The 23,040-nt window shown below is 38.2% G+C and carries 15 protein-coding genes; 3 read left to right on the forward strand and 12 right to left on the reverse strand.

Annotated elements, in window-relative coordinates:
• Positions 1-301: 301 nt before the first annotated feature.
• The 8 genes from ACNKW3_RS19015 to ACNKW3_RS19050 form a co-directional block, all read right to left on the reverse strand.
• Positions 302-1,468, reverse strand: coding sequence for a PD-(D/E)XK nuclease family protein (locus ACNKW3_RS19015; RefSeq protein ID WP_427400922.1), 1,167 nt, complete (start codon positions 1,466-1,468; stop codon positions 302-304).
• Between the two features lie 166 nt (positions 1,469-1,634).
• A complete protein-coding gene (locus tag ACNKW3_RS19020; protein WP_427400923.1) occupies positions 1,635-2,609 on the reverse strand; it encodes a hypothetical protein in 975 nt (324 codons plus the stop codon).
• Positions 2,596-3,450, reverse strand: a complete 855-nt coding sequence (locus tag ACNKW3_RS19025) for a hypothetical protein (protein ID WP_427400924.1) — start codon at positions 3,448-3,450, stop codon at positions 2,596-2,598. Before ACNKW3_RS19025 ends, ACNKW3_RS19020 begins: the two co-directional genes overlap by 14 nt.
• Before the next feature lie 953 nt (positions 3,451-4,403).
• Positions 4,404-5,684, reverse strand: coding sequence for an LlaJI family restriction endonuclease (locus ACNKW3_RS19030; protein WP_427400925.1), 1,281 nt, complete (start codon positions 5,682-5,684; stop codon positions 4,404-4,406).
• The gene (locus ACNKW3_RS19035; protein WP_427400926.1) at positions 5,681-7,561 is read right to left on the reverse strand and encodes an McrB family protein; all 1,881 of its coding nucleotides are present in this window, start codon (positions 7,559-7,561) and stop codon (positions 5,681-5,683) included. Before ACNKW3_RS19035 ends, ACNKW3_RS19030 begins: the two co-directional genes overlap by 4 nt.
• Before the next feature lie 54 nt (positions 7,562-7,615).
• Positions 7,616-8,539 (reverse strand): hypothetical protein, encoded by a 924-nt coding sequence (locus ACNKW3_RS19040; protein ID WP_427400927.1) that lies wholly within the window; start codon positions 8,537-8,539, stop codon positions 7,616-7,618.
• On the reverse strand, positions 8,536-10,125 hold the full coding sequence (locus ACNKW3_RS19045; protein WP_427400928.1) for an ATP-binding protein: 1,590 nt from the start codon (positions 10,123-10,125) through the stop codon (positions 8,536-8,538). Before ACNKW3_RS19045 ends, ACNKW3_RS19040 begins: the two co-directional genes overlap by 4 nt.
• Positions 10,122-11,978 carry a DEAD/DEAH box helicase gene (locus ACNKW3_RS19050; protein WP_427400929.1) on the reverse strand — a complete coding sequence of 619 codons (1,857 nt, stop codon included), beginning with the start codon at positions 11,976-11,978 and terminating at the stop codon, positions 10,122-10,124. The genes ACNKW3_RS19045 and ACNKW3_RS19050 overlap by 4 nt, the downstream gene beginning before the upstream one ends.
• A 111-nt stretch (positions 11,979-12,089) precedes the next feature.
• Here ACNKW3_RS19050 and dcm point away from each other — a divergent pair, with 111 nt between their 5' ends.
• Positions 12,090-13,412: a DNA (cytosine-5-)-methyltransferase gene (dcm, locus tag ACNKW3_RS19055; RefSeq protein ID WP_427400930.1), complete on the forward strand. Its 1,323-nt coding sequence runs from the start codon at positions 12,090-12,092 to the stop codon at positions 13,410-13,412.
• Positions 13,413-14,063: 651 nt separating this feature from the next.
• On the opposite strand, the gene ACNKW3_RS19060 is transcribed toward dcm, so the two are convergent.
• From ACNKW3_RS19060 to ACNKW3_RS19070, 3 genes are all read right to left on the reverse strand, one after another.
• On the reverse strand, positions 14,064-14,891 hold the full coding sequence (locus tag ACNKW3_RS19060) for an HNH endonuclease (RefSeq protein WP_427400931.1): 828 nt from the start codon (positions 14,889-14,891) through the stop codon (positions 14,064-14,066).
• 8 nt (positions 14,892-14,899) lie between these two features.
• Positions 14,900-15,934, reverse strand: coding sequence for an AAA family ATPase (locus tag ACNKW3_RS19065; protein WP_427400932.1), 1,035 nt, complete (start codon positions 15,932-15,934; stop codon positions 14,900-14,902).
• A gap of 390 nt (positions 15,935-16,324) precedes the next feature.
• A complete protein-coding gene (locus ACNKW3_RS19070; protein WP_427400933.1) occupies positions 16,325-16,645 on the reverse strand; it encodes a DDE-type integrase/transposase/recombinase in 321 nt (106 codons plus the stop codon).
• A gap of 459 nt (positions 16,646-17,104) precedes the next feature.
• On the opposite strand from ACNKW3_RS19070, the gene ACNKW3_RS19075 reads away from it, so the two are divergent.
• Both ACNKW3_RS19075 and ACNKW3_RS19080 read left to right on the forward strand, forming a co-directional pair.
• Positions 17,105-19,999 (forward strand): PKD domain-containing protein, encoded by a 2,895-nt coding sequence (locus ACNKW3_RS19075; protein ID WP_427400934.1) that lies wholly within the window; start codon positions 17,105-17,107, stop codon positions 19,997-19,999.
• Positions 20,000-20,996: 997 nt separating this feature from the next.
• Positions 20,997-21,866 (forward strand): hypothetical protein, encoded by an 870-nt coding sequence (locus tag ACNKW3_RS19080; RefSeq protein WP_427400935.1) that lies wholly within the window; start codon positions 20,997-20,999, stop codon positions 21,864-21,866.
• A gap of 271 nt (positions 21,867-22,137) precedes the next feature.
• Here the strand turns inward: ACNKW3_RS19080 and ACNKW3_RS19085 are convergent, their stop codons facing one another.
• Entirely contained in the window at positions 22,138-23,013 is an 876-nt protein-coding gene (locus ACNKW3_RS19085; protein WP_427400936.1) for a hypothetical protein, read from the reverse strand.
• Positions 23,014-23,040 lie beyond the last annotated feature (27 nt).

A 23,040-nucleotide genomic window follows, 5' to 3' on the forward strand; every position in this document is an offset into this window, starting at 1 on the left:
AGATTCGACACCTTTATCAAAACGGGTAACTCTCTCTTTTGCAAGAAGAAGTGTCAGATTAAGTTGAGACTATTTCACATAAATGTTGCTGTTAATTTCTTCATAAAAATTAATTAACTATATAACTAACAATTGAACAAAGATTATCCTTAAAGGTGTTGCAAGTTTAGTCTTGGTGTTAAAAAAATAATCTGTAGTAGCGCAAATATAAACTTGCACTGGAACCTAAAAAGTCGGGTAACTCTCAGATCAAGTCAGAGCTACTACATCTTTTCACAAAGTCTTTCAGTGGCTTAAATTGTCAATACCCATTAAACTCACTTATTATTGCTTGCTCAATCTGAAATATAAATTCACGTTCTTTGCTCAACTTTTTTTCTATGTCTTCTTTAAGAAGAGCCAAATCATCATACTTTTCAATTTCCAAATTGATATTCCAATTATGATTATGCACAGTTGACCACTTTGTACTTTTTGAATTCTTAGCGCCCTCAACCGTTTTTAGCGCTTTTAATAATTTTTCTCTTAGTTCATGTTGCGAAGGAGGAACAACGCAGGTGAAAATGACTTTGGAAGTATAAAATCGAATTTCAAAAAGAAATGATTCGCTTTGATTCCAACCGGGCAATTTGCTTTTGGGCAATAATTCATTGAGTTTGGGTGTCGTAAATCTACAATAACCCTTACCTTGTGTACCTAAAATATACCCTTCGTGTTGAATAACCTCGTCAAAAACTTCACCAAATTTCAAAGCTAGGTCTGGTTTTTTTTGGAAAATGAAATCTAATGCTTCTTTGTGATTTTTATATATCTCTTGTGCAATTTTCGTAGCTTCATCTTCCTGCATGACATTTCTCCTTAATATTTCAATGTAGTCATTAATATATATAGATATTTTTTCAGACAATGAGTGCCCATAGATGCCTAAAATTATATCTAAAATTCTGATAATGGATTCATAACCGTATGAGACGTATAGGTCTTTATCTTCTTCTTGCTCTGGTGAATGAGAATATGGAGTCAAAAATACAAACGCATGCTCCTTTAGGGGAAATTCTTTTTGAATGATTTTTTTATATCGAGTTAACTGATTAGAGTGCTCTTTTGACCACATCTTGTTTTCAATAACGACTATAAAGTCATTTGTTTCCAATACTAAATCTATATGTCTAAACTCTCTGTGAATTATGAGCTTACTAGTGTCTATGCTATCGACACTAAATTCATCAATCCATTCCACGCGACTATCACTAAAAATATCCTTTAGGAACCACTTAAGAAAAGTATCTCTCAACTGGTGACTTTGAGAAGGACTTAACAACCAAGCCAAAAAATTTGAATGTCGAATTTCGGTATTTGAGATTTTCAAAATCTCAAATAGATTTGGTTTTGAAAGGTTTAATGTTAACTGCTCTAACGTCGGATCTTTTATCAATGCACTCAGTTTTTCTATTATTGAAATATCCATATCCCGTTACTTCTTTCCTCACTAAGAGTGTCACATTCTAAATGACGTTCAAAAAGGAATAATAGCAGTTTTTTTCTTTAAAATTCAATAGATAACAATAATTGAATGAGTTCAATCATATGATTTGTAACAATTGAATACTTTGGTACTTTTAAATAGTGTATAGTCACCTACCACATAGGGATAATATTTTGATTACACCTTCAGTCGAACCTAGCAAGTTCGGTATAGGCTGCTCTTTATTAAAGTTTAAGTGTTCATTAAGATACTCATCGGCAGAGACTGGACTTTTCAATTGTTTCAATAAAATGGCGTCTAATGCTTCAACCATAAATTGATGTTCTTCGTTATTGGGGGCGAGTTTTTTAAGTGTTTTACAAGATATTTCATGTTGTTTGAAAACTTCAGGTAGGTACTTTTTTAGAAAAGTGACATCATTCTTGAACCACTGCACTAAATCAACGCTTCTTGAATAGTTTGTCAGTATTACTGCACCATACCCACCAATATAAAACTCGTTTACATTTGTAGACTCGAAAATACCGCTTAACCGGTTCAGTCCAATTGTTGACGAGGCATGTTTTTTCGCGAAGAGGGCAAATGCATAAATACTATTTTTTGATAAGAAATTTTCTTTAGTCTTCTGCTCTAACGATGTGTCGTGTCGCCCTTGAAAGGGTCTACTTTCTTTTATTATTTGTTCAATGAATTTTGAATACACCATATCGACTGAATCAAGCGCAGTATTAAAATAAATATGACGCCACTTAGACTTCGTGCCACAGAAAAAATATTTAAGAACAAATCGCTCAGGTGGTAGTTGAACGTCTTTTACGTCATAGCCTTTTTGTTTAATAAGCTCAGGGGGACTTTTTGCCATATATCGAATATTTGGTTCAATTTTTACAAATACTTCTATTCCTAGTGCTGGACTAAATAAAAAAAGTCCCCCCCAATTTGAGACAAAGATACTAAACCCCGCTAGTTTAAACGCCTTTAAAATCAACTTAAGTGTTGGTGTAATTTCCTTAAAGAAGTCTTTGATGTTTGGGAGAGATTGCGCTGCTTCTTTACAATAAATACTTATAGGAGAAAGGCTTTGTGATTTTCGTAAATCGCGAACGGTTTTATAGATGCTCATCTTTATTTACCAGTGTTATCGAAGCAGTTTCAGTACGTTTTCCCAACTCACCTGATTTGAGCACTTTGGGGCCATCTAGGTAAATAACGCCATCATGATATCGAGCGGACGTAATTTGAATTTCAATGATGTTATTTTGGAAATGGCTTTGAGTTACGATGTAATCGCCAATGCCAATACCTAGTATTTGCTTGCAAAGGATTTTGCACTTTTCATCAATGTAAGATTCCAGTTTTTCATTTGCAATCGATAACATTTTAATTTCCGCACTTACTTCGTATGCAAGAGCACTGGTTGAAGTACTTTCAGAAATTACACTAGCCGATGTCAATTTATTGAGCGCATTATCTAAATCGTCTAAACTATATTGTCTATCTAAGGCAATATTTAATTCCTTTTCTAATTGTTTAATTTCTTGAATAAGAACTATTGCAGCTTCGGAAGATAACAATGATAAATTTAGTTCTTTAGGTTTTGTGAAGTCTCTTGTCATTACACTTGACAAAGGTAATCTTTTCGATACAAACACAGGTAATTTTTCAGGTGCAAACGCACCCGAAAAGTAAATAGCGCCATTTGTAATATGAAGATTTGTATTGATTTTTTGATAAATTAAGTCGTCTAAGGAGCTAAACCAATTGATGTCTTCAATCTTATAAACGACCTCAATTAACCCATTTAATTCAATAAGTTGTAATCCCTCATCAATTTTCTTTAACAATGTTGATGTAACGAGTGCGCTACAAAGTGATGGACGGGGAATTAAAAAAGAATATCTTGCACTAGCAGGCTCAAAAGTTTTTAGTAGGTCGACATTTAAACACATCAGCTTTTTAATCAAATTACCTGTCCTTAAAAATAAATTTTCAGTGAAATGGCCCGTAGTTCATAATAGAACAGTTTCACTCAGCGTATGTTTGCAATATTGTTTTCGCTTCCTGTTCGTGGAGTATTGACAAGTTAAGTTTTAAAATTCAAAGAATTCTAACAGTCTAAATATTCAAATCGCAGCCACTCTCTATTTAGAGTCAATTGCCCTACTCCTCAACATTTTTTTAATGCATGGCAGAGATCATGTATCTTCATTTCTGAAACTCAACATAAGAACTCAGGATTCGCTAGTCTTGTATGTACTATGGATATGAATTTCCGAATGAAGATATCTCTAATCCGATAGAGCTGTTCAGATAACTAGACTTTATTGTTAGTATGCAAAGCGATCTTATATGTAGTTCCAACAAATATGGCTTAAAGTTCTACAGGATAACTGCGAAATTTATCAATCAATATTTTCCGTGGAAGTTTTTTATTTAAGCCAACTAAATATTCTTTAAGCTACCTTCCTATCACTCTTCTCTTGGACTAATATATCAATAACATCACCATCTTGATCGAAGGCTCGCCATAGATAATGATGGGCCAAATAGCGTATTAAATAACGCCTTGAGTAAATTTGTGACGCTTTTAAATATCCTGTTTGATTGCATGAACATTTAATCCACTATTGCATTGAATATTTGATCCGTCCATTTCCGTTTGGTTGATTAACAAATAAGAAAAATTTGATTAGTCATGCAGAGCAATTATTAATGCAAATGATTGCTAAAACTGGCTCATTTTTAAATTCAAACTAACAGATGCTCGCCGATACATGGCTTTAAAGTGATGTCAGCACCAGTGCCAGTGTCACAGACACAGCGCTCTTAATAATACAACATCAGACACAAAAACTTCAGAATATTTGGAGACAATCCAACCTTAGTGAATTAAATATAGATCTAATTACATACTAGTTTAATACGAACAAAAAATCTGTCCGGTAATATCAGAGCCATCGTTTATATACAGTTTCTTACTATTAACATACTTTCTTATCAGATTGACTGGGTCGCAATAATGACATTGTATTTCACCATACTGTTCAACAGACACAAACTTTTCAATAGCGATTTTTCTCTGTCCTCGTACACCTACTTTCGCCTTTAAAAGATTATGTTCCGTACCTGGAAAAATGAAATGTAAAGTGACTGTAACATCAACCCCACAAATCTCTTCAGCTGCTGTCTTATAAAAAAACTGCTTCACCAAATCTGGCCAGCCCGGCGCTGATTCAGCAGATGCTGCTTTGTAGTATTTTGCATCTATTACTGCCCACTTTTTATTATCTTTACTCGCAATGACAGTATCGGTCCTTTGCCCTTTCCCAGCGACTTCATGGTAGTGCTCATCCTGCAAATAGTAAGGAACAGGGAGTCTGTTGTTAATATCAATTTTATTGGGAAGACAGTTGTCCAGCATCCCCTCCCAAACATTGTGAAAAGCCCTTGTACCAACCAACAATTCGTAACCTTCAGTCTCAGAACTTTTTTGTATAAAGCGTTTCAGCATATTAATTAGCTGGATGTCTCGGTCTGAGTAGATTTGTGTCAACTCACGATCCAACTCTGAAACCTGAGTATCAAAATCACCATTAGGTTCAGGAAGTGTTTCCAGTCGTTCATCAAACAGTCTTTCCTGTCCAAAGAGCAATACACCATATTGTCGGCTGATTTCTTTGATAACTCGAGCGTGAATTCTGGCTGTTTCACTTTCTGAAACATAGCGCGTACAACTGGACTCAAAGGATAGATAAACGTGACTATTTCCAGATGGAAAAGGAGTGTGGCGAGAAATGGTTCTTTTCCAGTCGGTACGCCCGTAATTTAATGAGTAATGTTTTTTTCTCCTGACATACAAACCGTTCGCTAGATAATCGTCGACCAGAGCTGAAGCTAGTGATAATGAATCACCACCGATAAGTTCATTTTTATTGCCTTCATAAACTCCTGATACTTTACCGAAATAGTATCGCATCAGAGCCTGCAGCAAATAAAAAGCATTCTCTGACGTTTCATATCCTTCTTGGCTATTTCTAGGCATAAATACAGCGATTCCGTAATGCCATGAAACAAAACCGCAATACTGAACTTCAAGATGATCAGGAGCAATCAGGCCTTTCTGAGTCATCCTCTCCCTTAGCAGTGGAGGCAATAACTTGATTGCTGTTCTGTCTCTATGAAACGTCAGCTTATTCATTGTGAATCTGCTTTTGTGCCATGCTCTTTTATTAATTGGTCGGTTTCATCAGCAAATATAGGCTTATCCGTAGAAAAGTCGGTAAACAAATCACCAAAAGTTGTAATATCTTTTTTAAAGATACGCTTTCTGTCTTGATGTTTGTGCCTTAACACATCATCCCATAAATAAACAAAGAGTTTACCGCTCAAAGCCATTTTCCAATTTTTCAGCTCTACTTTATCTAGAAAGAACGGACCAATTAAACGGTCTTCTGCGACTCTGAACTCTTTAAGCATCCTGTTGATAATACTATCTGCAAAGCTTTTCCAAGATATATGATACATACCGTCAGTAGTTATCAACTCCAGTTGCTGCTCAGGTGCCTTATTGAAATTAAGGCTAATGTATTCGAAGGACCACCGACGCTTAAAAGCTGTATCTAATGGCATTACTGCCTGATCACTGCTATTCATTGTCGCGTAGATGAACAAATTAGAAGGTATCCTGAGTTCTTTTATTGATGTGGATATATTCTGCTTTAAGAACTCTAGTATATCCGGATCAGACACTTCAATACTGTATTTACTGCTACCGTCCTCGCCACGATCTAGCAACTGGAATATTTCGCCAAATACTGCAGCTGCAGGAGCACGGTTGATTTCCTCGATGATAAGATAAACTTTATATGACGGATTTTTTTCCGCTTCTATAAGTGCTTTGACAAAAGGTCCGAGACGATACTGATAAGTGATCAATGGTGAGCCATTTATTCTTTCAGTATGAGGTTTGAGTGAGCCGACAAAATCACTGTATTGAGTATCCGGATGGAACACAGTGACAACTTTCCTAGTACCTTCCTGATCAGTCAATTTTTTAATACTGTGACTTTTCCCAGTTCCGGGAGCGCCATAGATAATTTTATTCAGGCCACCTTTCACCCTTTCCGCAACTGCAGATCTTAAGTAAAACTTGTCTGCATCTTTTCCAACAACAACATTTTGCCAAAGATCTGATATCAAAGTAGATACATGATTAAAAACGGTATCAGTATCTAGTAAGCCTTTTTTAATAAATACATACTTCTTCTGAACAGAATGGTAATGAACCGGTTCTTCTACGTATGAAGAGTTGCCAGCTACAGGAGTATGACTTAGCAGAAAAGCATTAGGTATGCCATCCCAGTCCACCATGTCATCACTTTCTGAAGCAAATAGGTCATCAAACTTATTGTTCCAGCCAAGGATCGACATAATCATAAACAGAAGTTCATCACCCTTTTGCGCCAGCAGTAAATAGGGAACACTGGAAGAATAATGTTTAATCAAATATTCATAAGCGTCAGGTGACTCATGAAACGCATAAATCAGCTGACCTAACATATCAGAACTAACATCGCGAACAGGCATAGCCTTCAACAATATAGAGCGAAAAAAATCACTGCCAGAGCGAAATTTTTTATTGGATTCACCTTGGGCATTAATAATATCTTTGGCGTTCAAGCGATCAGACTTGTTCTTAAATACCCTAACAAAGTTATCTTTACTGTATAAATCTAAAGTATCTAAAACACTATTCTTAGGGTTATGGCTGGTTATTAGATCATGGAACTCTGTAGCAGAAACATTTGTCGTAACTTTATCAAAAATCTCCATATAACGACTAAGTAAGTCAACTAATGGCTTAATTTTTATCGCATACAAAAAGTAATGGCTAGGGATATAAGTATGATTTTTGTCACCGCTGACTCTTGCTGAGTAATCATACGTTTCTATATCTAAGTTGAGCTTTTTAAATTCCTGCTTCGCTTCATCTCCAAACTTTATTTCATCAAAGCGCCAGCCTTCATCCGGCTCACCCTGAAACCACTTCCCAACCACATTAATTTTTGAAAGCATAGTTACCCATTTCCTTAAAGAATCCGTCAGTACATCAGCACCGCAGGTCTTAACTTAATCGTTTTTAATCCATAAGCTACGTGATACAATCTGACGCATATTTTCGACGAATTTTTTGCTATCGTCAGAAAACTGACTGTTTTCAAACTCCCCCATATAGAACAGTAGTTCTGCTAAAGGTTTTGAGTGTTCTTCTGAAAGATTGCGTACTAACGGATGTTCGCAGTTCAACGTAATATAGTGATCGTCATCATAACCTGGCTCCCATAAGGATCCATCTGTTGTTTTACCCAATCGAACGTCAACATCTTCCAATATTGGGGTAATAATACGTAAGCGCTGCAGGTGTTCTCCTCGACCTGAACAAAGAATTCTGAATTCAAGTAGAGCATTGAAAATAATGGCGAGCGCATCGCTGAATCCTGAACGATAAATATTGTAGCGATCGGCAATAATGTTGCCAAACATATCTGTATTATCCGCGCCGACTCCTTCACAATCAGGAATTAAATTAAATTGATTTCGAATCTCTACAGGCATAAAGATACGAGCATATTTTTTTCCCTGATGCTGCAATGCTTCGGAAACTTTATCGATTGAAAATATAAAGTTATCTAGCCCTAAAATATCGGCAACCTCATAAGACATGCGAACAACAGGAGACTTATCAGGAAGGTTTTCATTCAACCAGTCTTTAAGCGCCAAAGCTCGTCTCTTGAGGTCACCGTTAGGTAAATCGGCTACCTCAACAGCCATAGTCATTTCGAAGGAATCTCTATGACTGAAAGTCACTGCACTCCCTACTATCTGATAAACATAATCGGACACGATTTGGTCAGACTCATTAAAAATACGATTGAACAAGTCTATCGGAATCGGTATACGGTTTTGCCAGAAAATCAGCCCGTCTACACGGTATTTAGGGTTTTTATCATTCAAGTAACGTTTAAAATCCCCTAGATCGAACTGATAACTCATTCATCTTCCTCCGCATCGGGCAATTCTATACTCAGGTAACGAAGCGTTTGACTAACTTTTTGCCTAAAGCCTCTTAATGTGTGCTGATTAACCTCTGAAAATTCTCCATGTTCCGCATTAGCTAGACTCCAGAGCAGCATATCAAGCGCTTTTACCGCCTCAACATTGTCCTTGCAAACGTTGTACATCTTATGAAAATAAGGGTGAGTCTTACCGAGAGTAACACACGTATTACCTTCATCATCACATGATGGTTCCCATAGTTCATCCCCTAGAATAGAGTCTTCTTCATGGACACGGACTTTTTTATCTTCATAAACCCTGATCCCTTCAATTACCACAGGTTTCATCTGATTCATGTTACGAATCGTTACGGTGTCACCGTCAACTGTCAACTCTGAGTTTTTTGTAAATTTGGAATGTTTATCTATCGCTTTATCGGCAGGACCATGAGCTCTGTTAGCGTTTGCAGCGATTGTTCGAGCCTGCCCTCTCAAAAGCTCCTGTCTCCATGGAGATACTAAACGTCGAAGTTCTTCTCGAATTTCCACTGGGATAATCACGCGGCTTTTACGAAAGTCGATGTTAAACACATCGTCCAATTTATGATCAAAATGCAGTTCAACGCGAAGACGAGTTATCTTACTCTCTTTTTTATACATGCGATGTGGCCAACCGTCATGCCATATTAACCTGCCTTCACGGTAAATATAGAAGCCCTGATTATCTAGACTGTACCGGACATACTTTTGTTCATCAGAATTGAGGTCATTTTGAGAAGGAATTACACTGCCTTTTACAGTAAATGACTCCATATTCCCACTCAAATCGACAGGAACAACTTTCTCTCTAAGTATCCTAGAACGAACACCATCTAACGAAACAAAATCTGAGCAAAGCGGATCCCAACCTTTCAATTCGAAAGGAGCTTGATCACAAATTTTCATTGAAATTGAAACTGATTTTTCAGCCAAAAACTTAAAAAATATGGCACTTAATTCCAGTGAAATCTCATGTCCAAGACTGTCTATCGCGGTTTTAGTTTGTTGAACACTAGCTTTTTTAATTAATCGGTCAGTATTTTCCCAGATGATCATAGTTCCGCCGTTATCAGTGAAACCTTTCAACTCTTCATAATCATCGTAATAGTCCTCAGCATCAGGAGTTTCCAGCTCCCATCGGTCAGTGCTGATGATTCTGTCAATATCCCAAGCACGACCAGTTTGAACACTATCTTTCTGAGTTAGTACGACAAGTCGGCGACAAAATGCCGTTGAGGCCGTTTTCAGGCCCATACCGAACTTCCCTAAAGATTTGGGATTTGCTCGTTTCTCCGAACCGTAGCGCATTGCATTTAGCAACTCTGCTTCAGACATGCCATTGCCGTTATCGGTAAAAATGACTCTGAACTCACCATACATATACTGAAGCTCTATCGAAACTTTCGTGGCATTAGCAGCAATGGCATTATCGATAATGTCTGCAAATGCGGCTTCACGGGTATAACCAGTATCTCGTAAACTTTCTACTAAACGTGCAGCGGAGGGACGAAAGTCATTTTCTAGTATTTCTTGTTGTTGACTCATAAACCTAAGTTTTCCAAATATGCAAGCATGATTTGCTTGTCTGTATCTTTATCATCAGCAACCGAGACGACTCGGTCACTCAGCTTTTGTTTGAGGCGTATTCGCTCATCAATCGTTTCTTCAATGGTATCGGCGTAATACATATAATAAACACTGACTATGGACTTTTGTCCATTCCTCCATGCTCTAGCTGTCGCCTGCTCTTCTAGAGCTGGGTTCCATTGTCTGCTGTAATGAATAACGTGTGTAGCTGCCGTAATATTCAATCCCATTCCAGCAGTTTTTGGGTGAAGAATCAGGACATCAAAGCCATTCGAGGATGAAAATTTATCAATTAACAACTGACGTTTCACATTTGGCGTTCTCCCGTCGATAACGCCAGCAATAACTCCGTACTTTTCTTTAATAGTACCTTTGATAAGATCAATAGCTCTCTGAAAGGTTGCAAAAATGATGACCTTTTCTTCTGCTTGGGCAATGACATCTAGTTTTAACAGCAACAGTTCAAATTTGGCACTCTGTTTTGACAACAAGCGAACGTCCGTTGGTATCACAGCATTTAGAAGAGATGGGTGCGCTGTAAACTGCTGAAGTTTATTTATCAGTGGAAGTATGCCTGCACCTCCTGCATCAGCATCAAACTTCATTTCTTCGATAATACTAGTGTATGCGGACTTCTCAATGTCTCCCATCGATACAGGCAGATGTATGTCCAACTTTTCTGGAAGTTGTTCAAGCACATCTTTTTTCATCCGTCGAAGGGTTATCTGACGTAGTGATAATTCTAACTCTCCCAAATCTTTGTTGAGCGTTTCAGATAAATCACGGTTGACGTAGCGTGATTGAAATCTATCCTGTGACCCTAAGTATCCAGGGAATACCAAGTCACAAAGAGACCAAGCATCCAGTAAGCTATTCTCTACAGGGGTTCCAGACATTGCAACGACTACACCACTGTCCAAACGCCTTGCAGCAATTGACCTTCTTGAGTTTGGATTTTTCAACATGCTTGCTTCATCAAACACAGTAAGAGCAAAATTCAACTCTTCTAGCATTGCGATATCAGAAGTCATCGTTGTATATGGCGTAATCACGACACTATGCGCGGAAAGAGCAGTGCTGATACCTCGTCGAGAGCTCCCGTAGTGTAAGTATGGTTCAATGCTAGCAGCAAAAAATGCGAATTCACGTATCCAGTTATCTAATAAAGGATTGGGTACCACTATCAGCACCCTTGCTTCTGGATTCTGTTCGAGAATATTGCAACATAAGGCAATAATTTGGGCAGTTTTACCTAACCCCATATCATCTGCGAGGATTGTTCCAATACCGTTTTCCACACAAAAACTCAGCCATTCTACGCCCTCTTTTTGATAAGGATATAGGTCCTTTATGAACAGATTCTCGTGATGGGAGATACTTTTTCTTTTTACTCGCAAGGTTTCCAAGAAGTTAGAAGGTAGCGGTTCACACAAGCCTTCTTGATGCAAAGTTCTTATCAGCTTGATTAAAGAGGGTAAAGGTAATTGCAAGTCAGCAAATGCCGTATCTACGTATTCCTTTATTTCTGTGTTCACAAAGTAAATCCGTTTGGCATTAACAATAAAGTACCCCTGACACTTCAAAGAGTAGAGTTGCTGTTCATTCAACTGCTCACCTTTAAAACTGACAGAAAAATGGGGCGCAGGCTCTATATGGAAATGAAAGCGAATGTTTGCTGGGCGCTTTGAAGCAATTAGAGAAAGTTCTTCATCATTAAAAATGACATTAATACGACCATAATTGTACAGCTCTTCCGATGATATTGGCACATTCTCAAACTCAATAACACCGTTATTAATCAGATATGTCATCACTATTCTCTTTTTACCAGGTAAAAAACCGGATACCTATTGCAATTTTTAGCACTCGTATATAAAGTTCGAGGTATTAATAGGTAACAAACCGGAATTATTATAAGCACCGTGGCAGAAATATTAAATACCTCTCATCATATCAAACAGTTAAGAGAAAATCTTGGCTTAGGCCAGCGTGAGTTCGCAAACATGCTGGGGTTAGGCAAAGACGGGGAGCGTACGGTCCGAGGATGGGAAAGTGGTGAACACCGACCTTCACCTCTTAAATGGAGTCGTATTATTGAACTGAAAGATCAAATGCAGCGCTACTACGATAACGCCCCGTTAAAACAAAAGCCTCTTAAAGACACTTTGTTTACCTTTATCGATTTGTTCGCGGGGATCGGTGGTATTCGCTATCCTTTTCAGCAGCTTGGTGGACATTGTGTGTTCACTTCTGAATGGGATAAGTTTGCCCAGAAAACGTACTTAGAAAACTATGGCGAAATGCCCAATGGCGACATTACTAAGATTCCTGCTTCAAAAATTAACGACCACGATATTCTCTTGGGTGGATTCCCTTGCCAAGCATTCTCGCAGGCGGGACTAAAGCAGGGGTTTAATGACACCCGCGGAACTATGTTTTTCGAGATTCAGCGAATCCTTGCTGCTAAAAGACCAAAAGCATTCTTACTGGAAAACGTTAAGCAGATTCGTACCCATGATAAGGGACGTACACTAAAGACAATATTGGATATTCTTCAGGGCAGACATGATCAAGAAATTCCTGATGACATCCCTATAAGTGAAGAAGCAAGACATGCCCTATCTGACAGACTGAACTACTGGGTTGATGTCCGCGTACTGAGAGCTGCAGATTTTGGCGCTCCACAAAACCGAGAGCGAGTTTTCATCATTGGATATAATAAAGATGAATTCCCAAGTGTGGATTTTGAACAATTGTTCCAGTGGCCGGAACCTCCGAAAACACCGACACGTGTCGGTGATATTCTTCAGACTCAACAGGAACTGGATGCAGATAAAAAAGTTCAGGGTAAAGACCGCTTCACCATTTCCGATAAGCTATGGGAAGGCCATCAGAAACGTAAAGCTGAACATAAAACCAAAGGCAATGGTTTCGGTTATTCACTTTTTAATGCCGAAAGTAAATATACAAATACTATAAGTGCCCGTTACTATAAAGATGGTTCAGAGATCCTAATTGACCAAAGCCATCTAGGTAAAAATCCACGAAAGCTTACACCGAGAGAATGTGCTAATTTACAGGGGTTCCCGCCGGAATTTAACGTAGATGCCGTTTCTCAAGTTCAGATCTACAAGCAGTTCGGAAACTCGGTTTGTATGAACGTTATACATGCCGTAGCGGAAAAAATGGTATTGACGCTGACAAAAGCCTCAGAGCAATCACAAAACCAACTAAAAGTTGGGTAACCAGCAAGGGCTCTGTGTTCAGGAGCCTTTTTTATAAAGTCAAAAGTCAAGTTCACTTAGCTTCTTAAGCTACTATTGTTCGATTGCATGAACATTTAATCAACTATTTCATTGAATATTTTATCCGTCTATTTCCGTTTTGTTGATTAATAATTAAGAAAAATTTGACTGGTCATTCGGAGCAATTCTTAATGTATTTGATTTTTAAAACTGAGCACTTTTAAATGCACTCCAACATGAGTTCCTAATTTAAATAAATTATGTAATTCAGCTTGGTTACTCAATACTTGGTTAATTGCTCCAATAGCAAATCGCTTCATGGATGAATTATATCCATTCGTTCAAAAACCCCTCAACCTCTATTAAGTTAAAAGTGAATTTTTAAGAAATCCAAATAGCGCATTGCATGATGTTATACTTCAACCGGGGACGTTTATAAATATTCATACGACAACTATGGCTTTTAGTGGATTAACTTGTAGATACCCATCATTTAGCTCTAACTCGATATTTACTCTACTATTTGCATTTGTCTTACGTATGTATTTCACAATTGAAGTTAAGTCAATATTAACTACTAACGCCTTGCTCACCGAAAAATTAGGAGCGCAGCGAGTAATTTATCCGAGTGCAGCAACTTGTTAGCCTTCCTTATATAAACCTATTTTGGCAAAACCACTGACTTTCAGACAGACAAGTATACAAAGCTGTTTGCCATGAATTTGTGTTAACCTGCATTCTACTTTCAGCAGCATCTCTTAAAAAGTTTTCTAACTCACCACCACCACCATCTTCAAATATTTTCCTAGAGATGAACTCAATACTCGCAAGTTCTTCAGCTGCATGAGAAGAATAAAGAGAAGCTAATTTAAAAGTACTGAAATGGTGCTTTAACCTTTCCTTTAACAGTTCATCACAATTTCTAGGAGGATCAACATAAAACTCAATAGCGACAGGTATTGATTCCGTTAACTTTGCTTTTATCCAAGTAAAACCCTCAACGTCATCATAATACGGATGCAATGTTTCCTGTTCTGAATTTCTAGGAATATCTTCGCCTTTAGTTTTATTACAATCCTGACAGGAAGGAATCAAATTTAATGGTGAAACAGCCAATGATGGATAATGCGCTTTAGGTAAATGATGATCTAATGCAGAAACAACTCGCTGAGAACATAGCGGGCACCTTCCATGTTCAGGTAGTGCCATGATCCTGTCATAGTAAATCCTGCCTGGCGCCATTTTTTTAGCCATTCTCGAAGTATAAACTTTTTTCATCTCATCAACTGAAACGGCATCTGCCACATTATCTTTGGTCTTAATTGTATGTAACTCTGCTACTGCAGCTTTCTGGTCAAACTCTACTGAAGCTTCTCCAATCTCTTCTGAGCAGGATTGTAAACGGCGTTTGAGGTCAACATTCATTACGCGCTCAATACACGCCTCAAAAACAACAACTGCATTTTCATTTGGTGGCACCAATTTCCTCATACTTGGGCTCTCTTCAAGACAAATAAAGCACGTAAAATCCCTTTAGCCTCTACGCCCAATTGACCATTAAAACTATTTACCGCCGCCTCATAATCTTCGAACTTAGCCACAGCATCGTTTAGTAAATTATGAAACCCGGAATCTGTATGTTCTAAGCCAAATACCTCTCTAGTTAATATACCTACATTTTCTCCAAACGACTCTGTCTCGAGCCTTTCGACTTTTGATAGGTGCCCACTTCGCCAAAGTTTCCATGTACAACTTTTAGGTACTTCTTGAAGTACCACTGGTGAGTGAGTTGCTATTATAGAAACTGCATTTCTATTAATTAAAAGATCTGAAAGTGATCTAATAAAGGCAGATAACAACGGCGGGTGAAGATGAGCTTCAGGCTCATCCAAAAAGACCAAGCTTCTCTCTTCAATTGTTTCTACCAGCCTAGTAATAGTAAGAAGTACAATTTTATGGCCGGAACTCAAATTCTTAAATATTCGCCCTGATACTTCTTTAAAATCATTCTCTTCTTCAATTTCTAAAATTGATGCAACATTAATGTCGCCGAAAACAGGATCTGTCTCTAGCTTTCCAATTGCCCTTTTCCAGCGTTCAATTTTATTTCCGGCTTTACATGCAAGTATACTTTTTACAAACTCATTTTTAAGAATGACGGGGCTTTTGGGCGGGAGGCTTTTTTCTCCAACCTTCTTTATTCTTTTTAAACCCACATAAGAAAACTGTATTCCCGATGACTTATCCCTTTTCTCAGGTAATGGCTCCGTTTCATCAAACGCGCTAAAGGTAACTGAAACAACGTTAGAAAAAAGCTCCCCATCAAAACTTTCTGTTGATGCGAATTCACCTACTTTAGAGGAAGGTGAGTCATCATCAATGAGAGAGCTAATCATGTTATTAATTAAGTGGGTTTTACCAACACCATTTCGCCCGATCAGCACATGTATATTTGTTGGTGGGTTACTTTCTGGAGTCACATCAAAAGCGAGCTCAATTCGTTTATCAACTGTGCCTTTCATCTTTGGTGATTGATATGAGAATGAATACTCGGATAATCGTGCCCCACCTTTTGCTAGCCTTCTATACTGCCCCTTAACTGAAGTATGACTAACCGATCTTAGTAGTGATGTACCTGTAACTCTTTCTTTAATTGCTTTGGTATCACAATAATAGATTTTAGTTAGTAAAAAGTGAATTAACTGATTTGTCGAAGTGCGGTTATACTTCTAAGTGTACTGACAAGTTAAGTTATGGACTTGAAATAATACTACCAGTCTAAATACTCAATTCGTTGTTATGTTCTTCCAAGACACAATTGCCCTATTCCTTAACATTTTACAATGCTTAGCAAACAACAGGAATCTCCCTAAATTGAATAAATTCTGAACTTCAGAATGAGTAATCAGAAATCACTGCCCTTGTTTAATAGAATTGAATATCCACATGACCCTATCTCTTATTCGAGTGGACTGATAAGATAACTCGGCTTTATTGTTCGCATATAAAGATTTGTAGTGAATAGAGCTTGGCATCAAGACTTTGCGAATTAGAGGATAACTGGGTAGTTTATAGGTGACTATCTTCCTTGGAAGTGCTTCGTTTACGTCAATCAAACGCTTAAATAAGCGTTTAGCGGCCTTACAATCTCGCTTCTCTTGGATAAATATATCAATGACATCCCCATCTTGATCGACGACTCGCCATAGATCATAGATAATGTCGGATCCCATTTACTTTTATAAAAACTTCATCAATGAAACATGTATTACCAAGTCCATTTCATTTTCTATTTAATCTTTTAGCATACGCAGGACCAAATTTGTTGCAACAACATCGAATAGCTTTATAACTAACTTCTGTACCTCGTTCGTTAAGTAAATTTTCAACATATTTTAAATTAAAATTGAATCGGTAGTAGAGCCTTACTTAGCACTTACTGGTGCTCGGCGGAAATCTGAGACATTCATAAAAATTCATCCGATAACTATGTTTGTCAGCGACATAACATGTCAATACTGTGCTAAGTGAATAGAAAATGAACGTTTGCACTTGTTCAGAACATGCACTATGCTCAAAAAATAGCCACTCTATTTATCTTAATAAATTCATCAACTATATAAGCATAAAATCACCCTCAAGTTTGACTACTCGTCACTGCAGTCTGCGTAATTGGTTTTTAAGGAAGAAAAATGCAATCACGTTTTACTCCACTTTATTTTCTCAGTTCTATTGCTTTAAGTACCGTCCTATTCGGGTGCGGTGGCTCTAATAGCGATAAACCGCAAATACCTACCCCAAATGTTGCACCGACGGTAGATGCTGGCAACGACATCTCTGCCGACGAATTAACAGTGGTCACGCTATCTTCAACGGCGAATGATACGGATGGCACAATCTCTAGTTATTTATGGGAGCAAACAGCGGGTACTACTGTAACCTTAAATGTTAGTAATGCAGCAAGTGCTACTTTTACTGCGCCTGATATTAATGCAGATGAAACACTTACTTTTAGTATAACCGTCACAGATGAAGATGGCGCAACGGCAAGTGACACAGTGAATGTTAACCTACTAAGAGTAAATCAAGCACCTATAGTTGATGCGGGAAATCCAATCACTGCAAACGAACAAACACTAGTCACGTTAAACGCAACTGCGCAAGACCCTGATGGTACAATTACCAGCTATTTGTGGGAGCAAACTACGGGTGAAGACGTCATGCTCGACGCCAACGATAGAGCAACAATAACGTTTACCTCTGGTGATATTAACTCTAATACCATACTTGAGTTTACTGTCACTGTTAGCGATAACGATGGCGAAACAGCATCAGATACACTTATTGTTAACCTTAACCGAGTGAACCAAGTTCCTGTTGCAATTGCAGGAAGCGACCAAACAGTAATAGTGGACACTGAAATAATGTTAAGTGGTTCGTTGAGCACCGATCCCGATGGTGATTCGTTAACCTACACATGGAGCTTGTCGGGTCCCAACGGTTCATCTGCTGCTTTAACGTCTTCAGATGTCGTCGATACCACTTTTTCGCCAGACACTGTAGGTGAGTATTTAGTCAGCTTAGTGGTATCAGATGGAGAAGCCGATAGCGAACCAGACACTGTAACTATCACCGTAACATCGCCACAACCTAGTGTTAATGCTGATATACGAGGCACTGTTTTAAGCTTTGATTCAAACGATGTTGCTATACAAAGTAGTGTCGACGAAATTGATATTATGGTCACCTTACTTGACGATAATAACAATGTGGTTGCCACCGACATACCAGAAGCAATATTTAACCAAGCACAGCCTAATGAATTACGGTTTGATACCGAACTTACCGGTAGCGGCGCTAGCATGGTTGCAATTACGGTAAGCCGAAGTGGTTTTACTAGCTTCTCGAGACGGCTTGATATACTTGAAGTTAATCGTATTGAGGCCAAATTGACTCAAATTCCTCAGGAAGAAGTGAGTATGTCATCTTCTCAAAGTATTTCGGGTACAATTGTAACAGGCTTTAATGTAGACATGATGTCTAATGTCGATGCGGGTGGCATCAGTATTGGGATCCCATCTTCACTTTTACCGAACGATACAACTAGCCTTATGGTCGCCGTTGAGACATTTGATCCAAATAATCCTGATGATGCCGAGCTTTTCCCTGGAGAGTATGCCGATTCTGAAGGGCAGCCATTAGTATCCGTAGCCTTTAATTATGCAGAAATTATGACGCAATCGGGTGAAAATATTGTAGAAGCAATTGAAAGGAAGCGAAACACAAGAACTAAATATATGACTGTTTCGGAACGAAAAAATGCAGTAAATGAAGAAGAGCCCGTCGTGATTAACCGAAATATCCCTGCTTCAAGCTGTGGTATATTAAATAGTTTGGGCGATAGTGCCCCGTCAACAGAAGGCTTTCAAGTGCCAGTGTACACCTACAGTCCCTCCACAGGGCTTTGGGAGCTACTGGGTCAGGGTAGTGTTTATGATGGAAGTGGTAACCTACAGGCCGCCGATAAGAGTGATTTCGATTGTCAAAGCGTAAGTTATATTCTTGAAATATTGGTAACCAACGAGATATTTCTAAGCGACTGGTGGAATCTTGACTACCCTCTAGTATTTAATGAGCCTGTGCGTTTATGCGCTAATTTTGAGGTGCAAAACTTAGAGCAGGAAACACTTGCCAATATTTATGGTTTAGTTTCAGACAGAGATACAAGTGTTGATTTTAATTCAGAGTATTTCTCTACCGATGAAAACGGCAGGGCTTCGGTTGAAGTAGTAAGAATATCGCAGTCAGACGATGTTAGTGCCGTAGTGCAAGTATTCAGTACAGTTGAGCTAGGCTCTCAAAGCTCTGATCTAACTCTATCTACCGATTGCGATAATCCACCCTTACAAATCGTTACCGTAGATAGACCTCCGCTTTGTTCGGTTGCGGGTAGAAGTGTGTTTGAAGATGGTTTGCCAGCAGTCGACAACTTGATTTATGGTGTTGGCTTCAACAATGTATCGGTGACCTACGATTTTACATACGTTGACGAAAACGGAGACTATGAACTCGATATTGCGTGCAACACCGACGTTACAGTTTACGATTACTTTACTACATTATTAGATTACATTGACGATGATATTGACAATTCAGATCTCCATACTTTCGAAATTAACGTAGACAATACAGTAAATTTTGATGAGCTAAGCGATGATGGTGACCGGGTAACTTTACCAGCATTTGAAGTTGATCCACTCGAGCCGTTTGCACAGGTTGGCTATGCATCCAGTATAAACACTTTATTTATCACAACGCTCGCTCCCGAAGCCTACTTCCCAATGCAAGGGCAAATACTGATGCAAAACGAAAACGGCAGCGAAACATTCGATACGGTGAATTTGACTATAGAGCTAGTTGATGGTCAGGTAGATAACGCGCTGTGGTTCTTTACAAGCACATCTAGTAGGGTGGCGGATTATACGTTACATCCAAATGCTACTCATGTTGTCATAAGGCTAACTGATGCATCTGGAGAAGTTTATGAGCTTCCCCGTTCCGAGCTGATCATTCAAGGCTCGGAATAAGTATTTTTAACATACTGAACAGGCGCATGAGTTTAGCTGCGCCTTTTTTGTTTACCCTGTGAGCTGGCAAACGTCAGGTTAAAAGAAACCTAAATCACACTGTTAGAGGTGAATCTAACCCTTCGTAACTTTTTCGTAGAGCTCGAATATCTCATCACGTTTAATCATTTTTATTGACATTAGAAGAATGCTGCCGCTTTTATGCCAATCTCTTCGTGCTGCTAAAAAACAATCTGGTTTCGACATTCATAATCCTGCTGCTCATCTCACCAATAGAAAATGACGACTGACTTGAAGATAAACGCATTTAATAAAGCATATCGCCTAGGTCAACACAGTAAAGGCTTGAGTTTCATAGTAACAGAGGCTCGAAATATAAAAACAAGTGCTTTAAAGTTTGCTAAAGATCAACTGCATAATTTATCCGTGACTAACTTTTTTACGTCAATCAAACGCTTAAAGAATTCTTTAGAAGCCTCACAATCGCACTTTTTTGGATGACAAGAAAAACAACATCCTCATCTTTTTCTACAGCTCGCTAACGGTAGTATTAGTCCCCATTTAATTTTATTAAAACTTCTTCAATGAAAAATTTATCACCAAATCCATTTCGTTTTCTTTTTAATCATTTAGTATACTCAGGATCAAATTTATTGCACCAACATCGAATCGCTTCTTAACTGACTTCTATACCGCGTTCATTTAGTAAATCTTCACCATCTATCAAACTAAGATTGAGTCGGTATTAGAAGCATACTACATAGTACATGATGTCTCGCGGAAATCTGTTACGTTTATAAATATTCATCCGATGACTATGTCTGTCAGTCGCTCAACATGTCTATACTATAAAAAGTTAACCCAAATGTTCAAACGGTCGTTTCGATAAACAACAAGTTGACATTTAAACGCAGACCGCCCACAATGATTGTGTATTTTTTATACAAAGCTAGTGTGAAATTAGTTTACAATCATCAAGCCTACTAGGACATACCAAATGAATAGATTTCCTGCATTCGCTAGTTTTTTTATAATGATTTATTCAGTTACATCGTTTGCTGGTGTAATCAACGTCCAATCTGTTGTCGGATTAGATGGAGTAAATGAGCAGACCAACTTCTCTGTAGATGACATGAACGAACTTGAATATACTGCACGGTACGACTGCCCTGGATTACCTGAGTGCTTTGGAACTACTGAAAGCTTAGGACCTCAGTTCATAGATCTATATGCTTATGGAAATCTCGCGTCTGGCACGCTTCGCTCTCGTTTAACAGGTTCTCCTGCCAGCATTGCAGTCTTGGAAGTTTCATTTGGCGGATCCATTACTTATGAAGGCTCAGCTTTACCAGACGTACCAGAGGTTCCGATTGTCATTTATTATTCATTCTTGGTGGAAGGTAGTTACTCGCTGCCTATCCCGCCAGAGCCAAATGAGGATGATTATGTTGCTGATGACAACTATGCTGCTGTGATTGCTCGAGTTTATGAACTTGAAACTGAAAACTTAATTGATTCACAAAATATTATAGATTCCACGCTATATGAAAGCATCACGGATCAAGGGTTTCTGGAAATCAACGGGACTATTTTACTTAATCCTGGTGAGCGATTAGAATTAAATTCGGGTTATCAGATTATTGGTAATGGAGACATCCTATCTACTGGATATGATGTAGATTTCGGTAATTCAGCTTTTTTGAATTTAACAGTATCACAAATAGAAGGACTAACCTTTGAGGAAGGTTTTTTAGCGGATGCCACAACGCTCATCAATCAACCACCAGTGTCTGCCTCCACTCCAAGTACCATTTTTCTTTTGGTTGCCGGATTATTTTTTGTTTGTAACTCTCGTCGATTCTTTTAAGCATTTTTCAGGCAGATTTAACTGTAGCTTGTCTTGGTACTGACAATTTAATTTTAGAATTCGAATAACCCTACCTGTTTAAATATTCAATTCGCTGTTACGCTTCTCCCAGACACAACTGCCCTGCTCTCAACATTTTATAATGCTAAGCAGACTTCGGGTATCTACCTAAATTGAACAGACTTTGCAGGTTAGCATGAGTTCTAAGGAATCAAAGCACCTGCACTACGAACTGGAATTTAGGTTCTAGCCTGTCTCTTGCACAGGTTGGCTAATGAGATAACTCGGCTTTATTTTTCGCATGCAAAGATGTGTCATCAATATCACCTGACATGAAGCCTAGAGAGCCGAAAAGATCATCAACATCTATGGACTGCACCTGACCCGCTTTTGCAGGTTGGCTCCCCAAATCCTCTACTTCGCTAAAACTTACATACTCTCTGCGATTATTATAGAAATCCTCACTGAGCGTCCAAATAAACTTTTTTTTATATCGATTGGTAATTTCACTTAGTTCGTCAGCCAGGTCCACTGGATTTTTCACTCTAACTTCAAACGGTCGTTTCCGATCTTCTGTTTTAATCCACATAATAGATTGGTAAATGCATATCCCCCCATAAAAACCTTCTGTTGTTGCTTCTATGGCATGCTCGGGATTTGCTACCGCTCTTTGCTCTAGTTCATCAAAATTTAGTCCATCTTGATTAGATTCATTTTGCTGTAAATCATTTTCCCGAAGAATACCCTTTGATAAGCTAAGGATTTTAACTAGTCGATTATATTCAGCAGCTGTCAAAGACATTGTCGGAAAAGCACGCAAGAGTGCTTCTTCTTCATCCGAAAGTTCTCTCTCTCCATGATTTTTTAGTAACCTTAAATACGCAATTCGGAAGAAAAGCCGAAACAATTTCTTTAAATCGTAAATTCGTTTACCAAATAAATCTAATTGTTGGCTCTGCTGCTCCATCTCTAGGTATATTTTATCATTTTCAAATCGGATATAAATCTTTTGATTGTTGAACACTTTTTTCGATAAAGTACCAAATATTTCATCCAAAATAACAGAATTATCCCTGAGTATCTTCGTATCCCAACTATCTGAAGTAAACCAGGCGCAAGTACTAAGAAGGGTTTTGTTTTGTTCCATATTACTATCCTTATGATTGATTAAAAA

The sequence above is a fragment of the Glaciecola sp. 1036 genome, from assembly GCF_050306235.1.
Lineage (GTDB): Bacteria > Pseudomonadota > Gammaproteobacteria > Enterobacterales > Alteromonadaceae > Glaciecola.

Coding starts and splice junctions, on each gene's coding strand:
- ACNKW3_RS19045 (WP_427400928.1), bottom strand. CDS start 10,125: ATGAGTCAACAACAAGAAATACTAGAAAATGACTTTCGTCCCTCCGCT.
- ACNKW3_RS19015 (WP_427400922.1), bottom strand. CDS start 1,468: ATGGATATTTCAATAATAGAAAAACTGAGTGCATTGATAAAAGATCCG.
- ACNKW3_RS19070 (WP_427400933.1), bottom strand. CDS start 16,645: ATGGGATCCGACATTATCTATGATCTATGGCGAGTCGTCGATCAAGAT.
- ACNKW3_RS19030 (WP_427400925.1), bottom strand. CDS start 5,684: ATGAATAAGCTGACGTTTCATAGAGACAGAACAGCAATCAAGTTATTG.
- ACNKW3_RS19040 (WP_427400927.1), bottom strand. CDS start 8,539: ATGAGTTATCAGTTCGATCTAGGGGATTTTAAACGTTACTTGAATGAT.
- ACNKW3_RS19035 (WP_427400926.1), bottom strand. CDS start 7,561: ATGCTTTCAAAAATTAATGTGGTTGGGAAGTGGTTTCAGGGTGAGCCG.
- ACNKW3_RS19085 (WP_427400936.1), bottom strand. CDS start 23,013: ATGGAACAAAACAAAACCCTTCTTAGTACTTGCGCCTGGTTTACTTCA.
- ACNKW3_RS19080 (WP_427400935.1), top strand. CDS start 20,997: ATGAATAGATTTCCTGCATTCGCTAGTTTTTTTATAATGATTTATTCA.
- ACNKW3_RS19075 (WP_427400934.1), top strand. CDS start 17,105: ATGCAATCACGTTTTACTCCACTTTATTTTCTCAGTTCTATTGCTTTA.
- ACNKW3_RS19065 (WP_427400932.1), bottom strand. CDS start 15,934: ATGAAAGGCACAGTTGATAAACGAATTGAGCTCGCTTTTGATGTGACT.
- ACNKW3_RS19020 (WP_427400923.1), bottom strand. CDS start 2,609: ATGAGCATCTATAAAACCGTTCGCGATTTACGAAAATCACAAAGCCTT.
- ACNKW3_RS19050 (WP_427400929.1), bottom strand. CDS start 11,978: ATGACATATCTGATTAATAACGGTGTTATTGAGTTTGAGAATGTGCCA.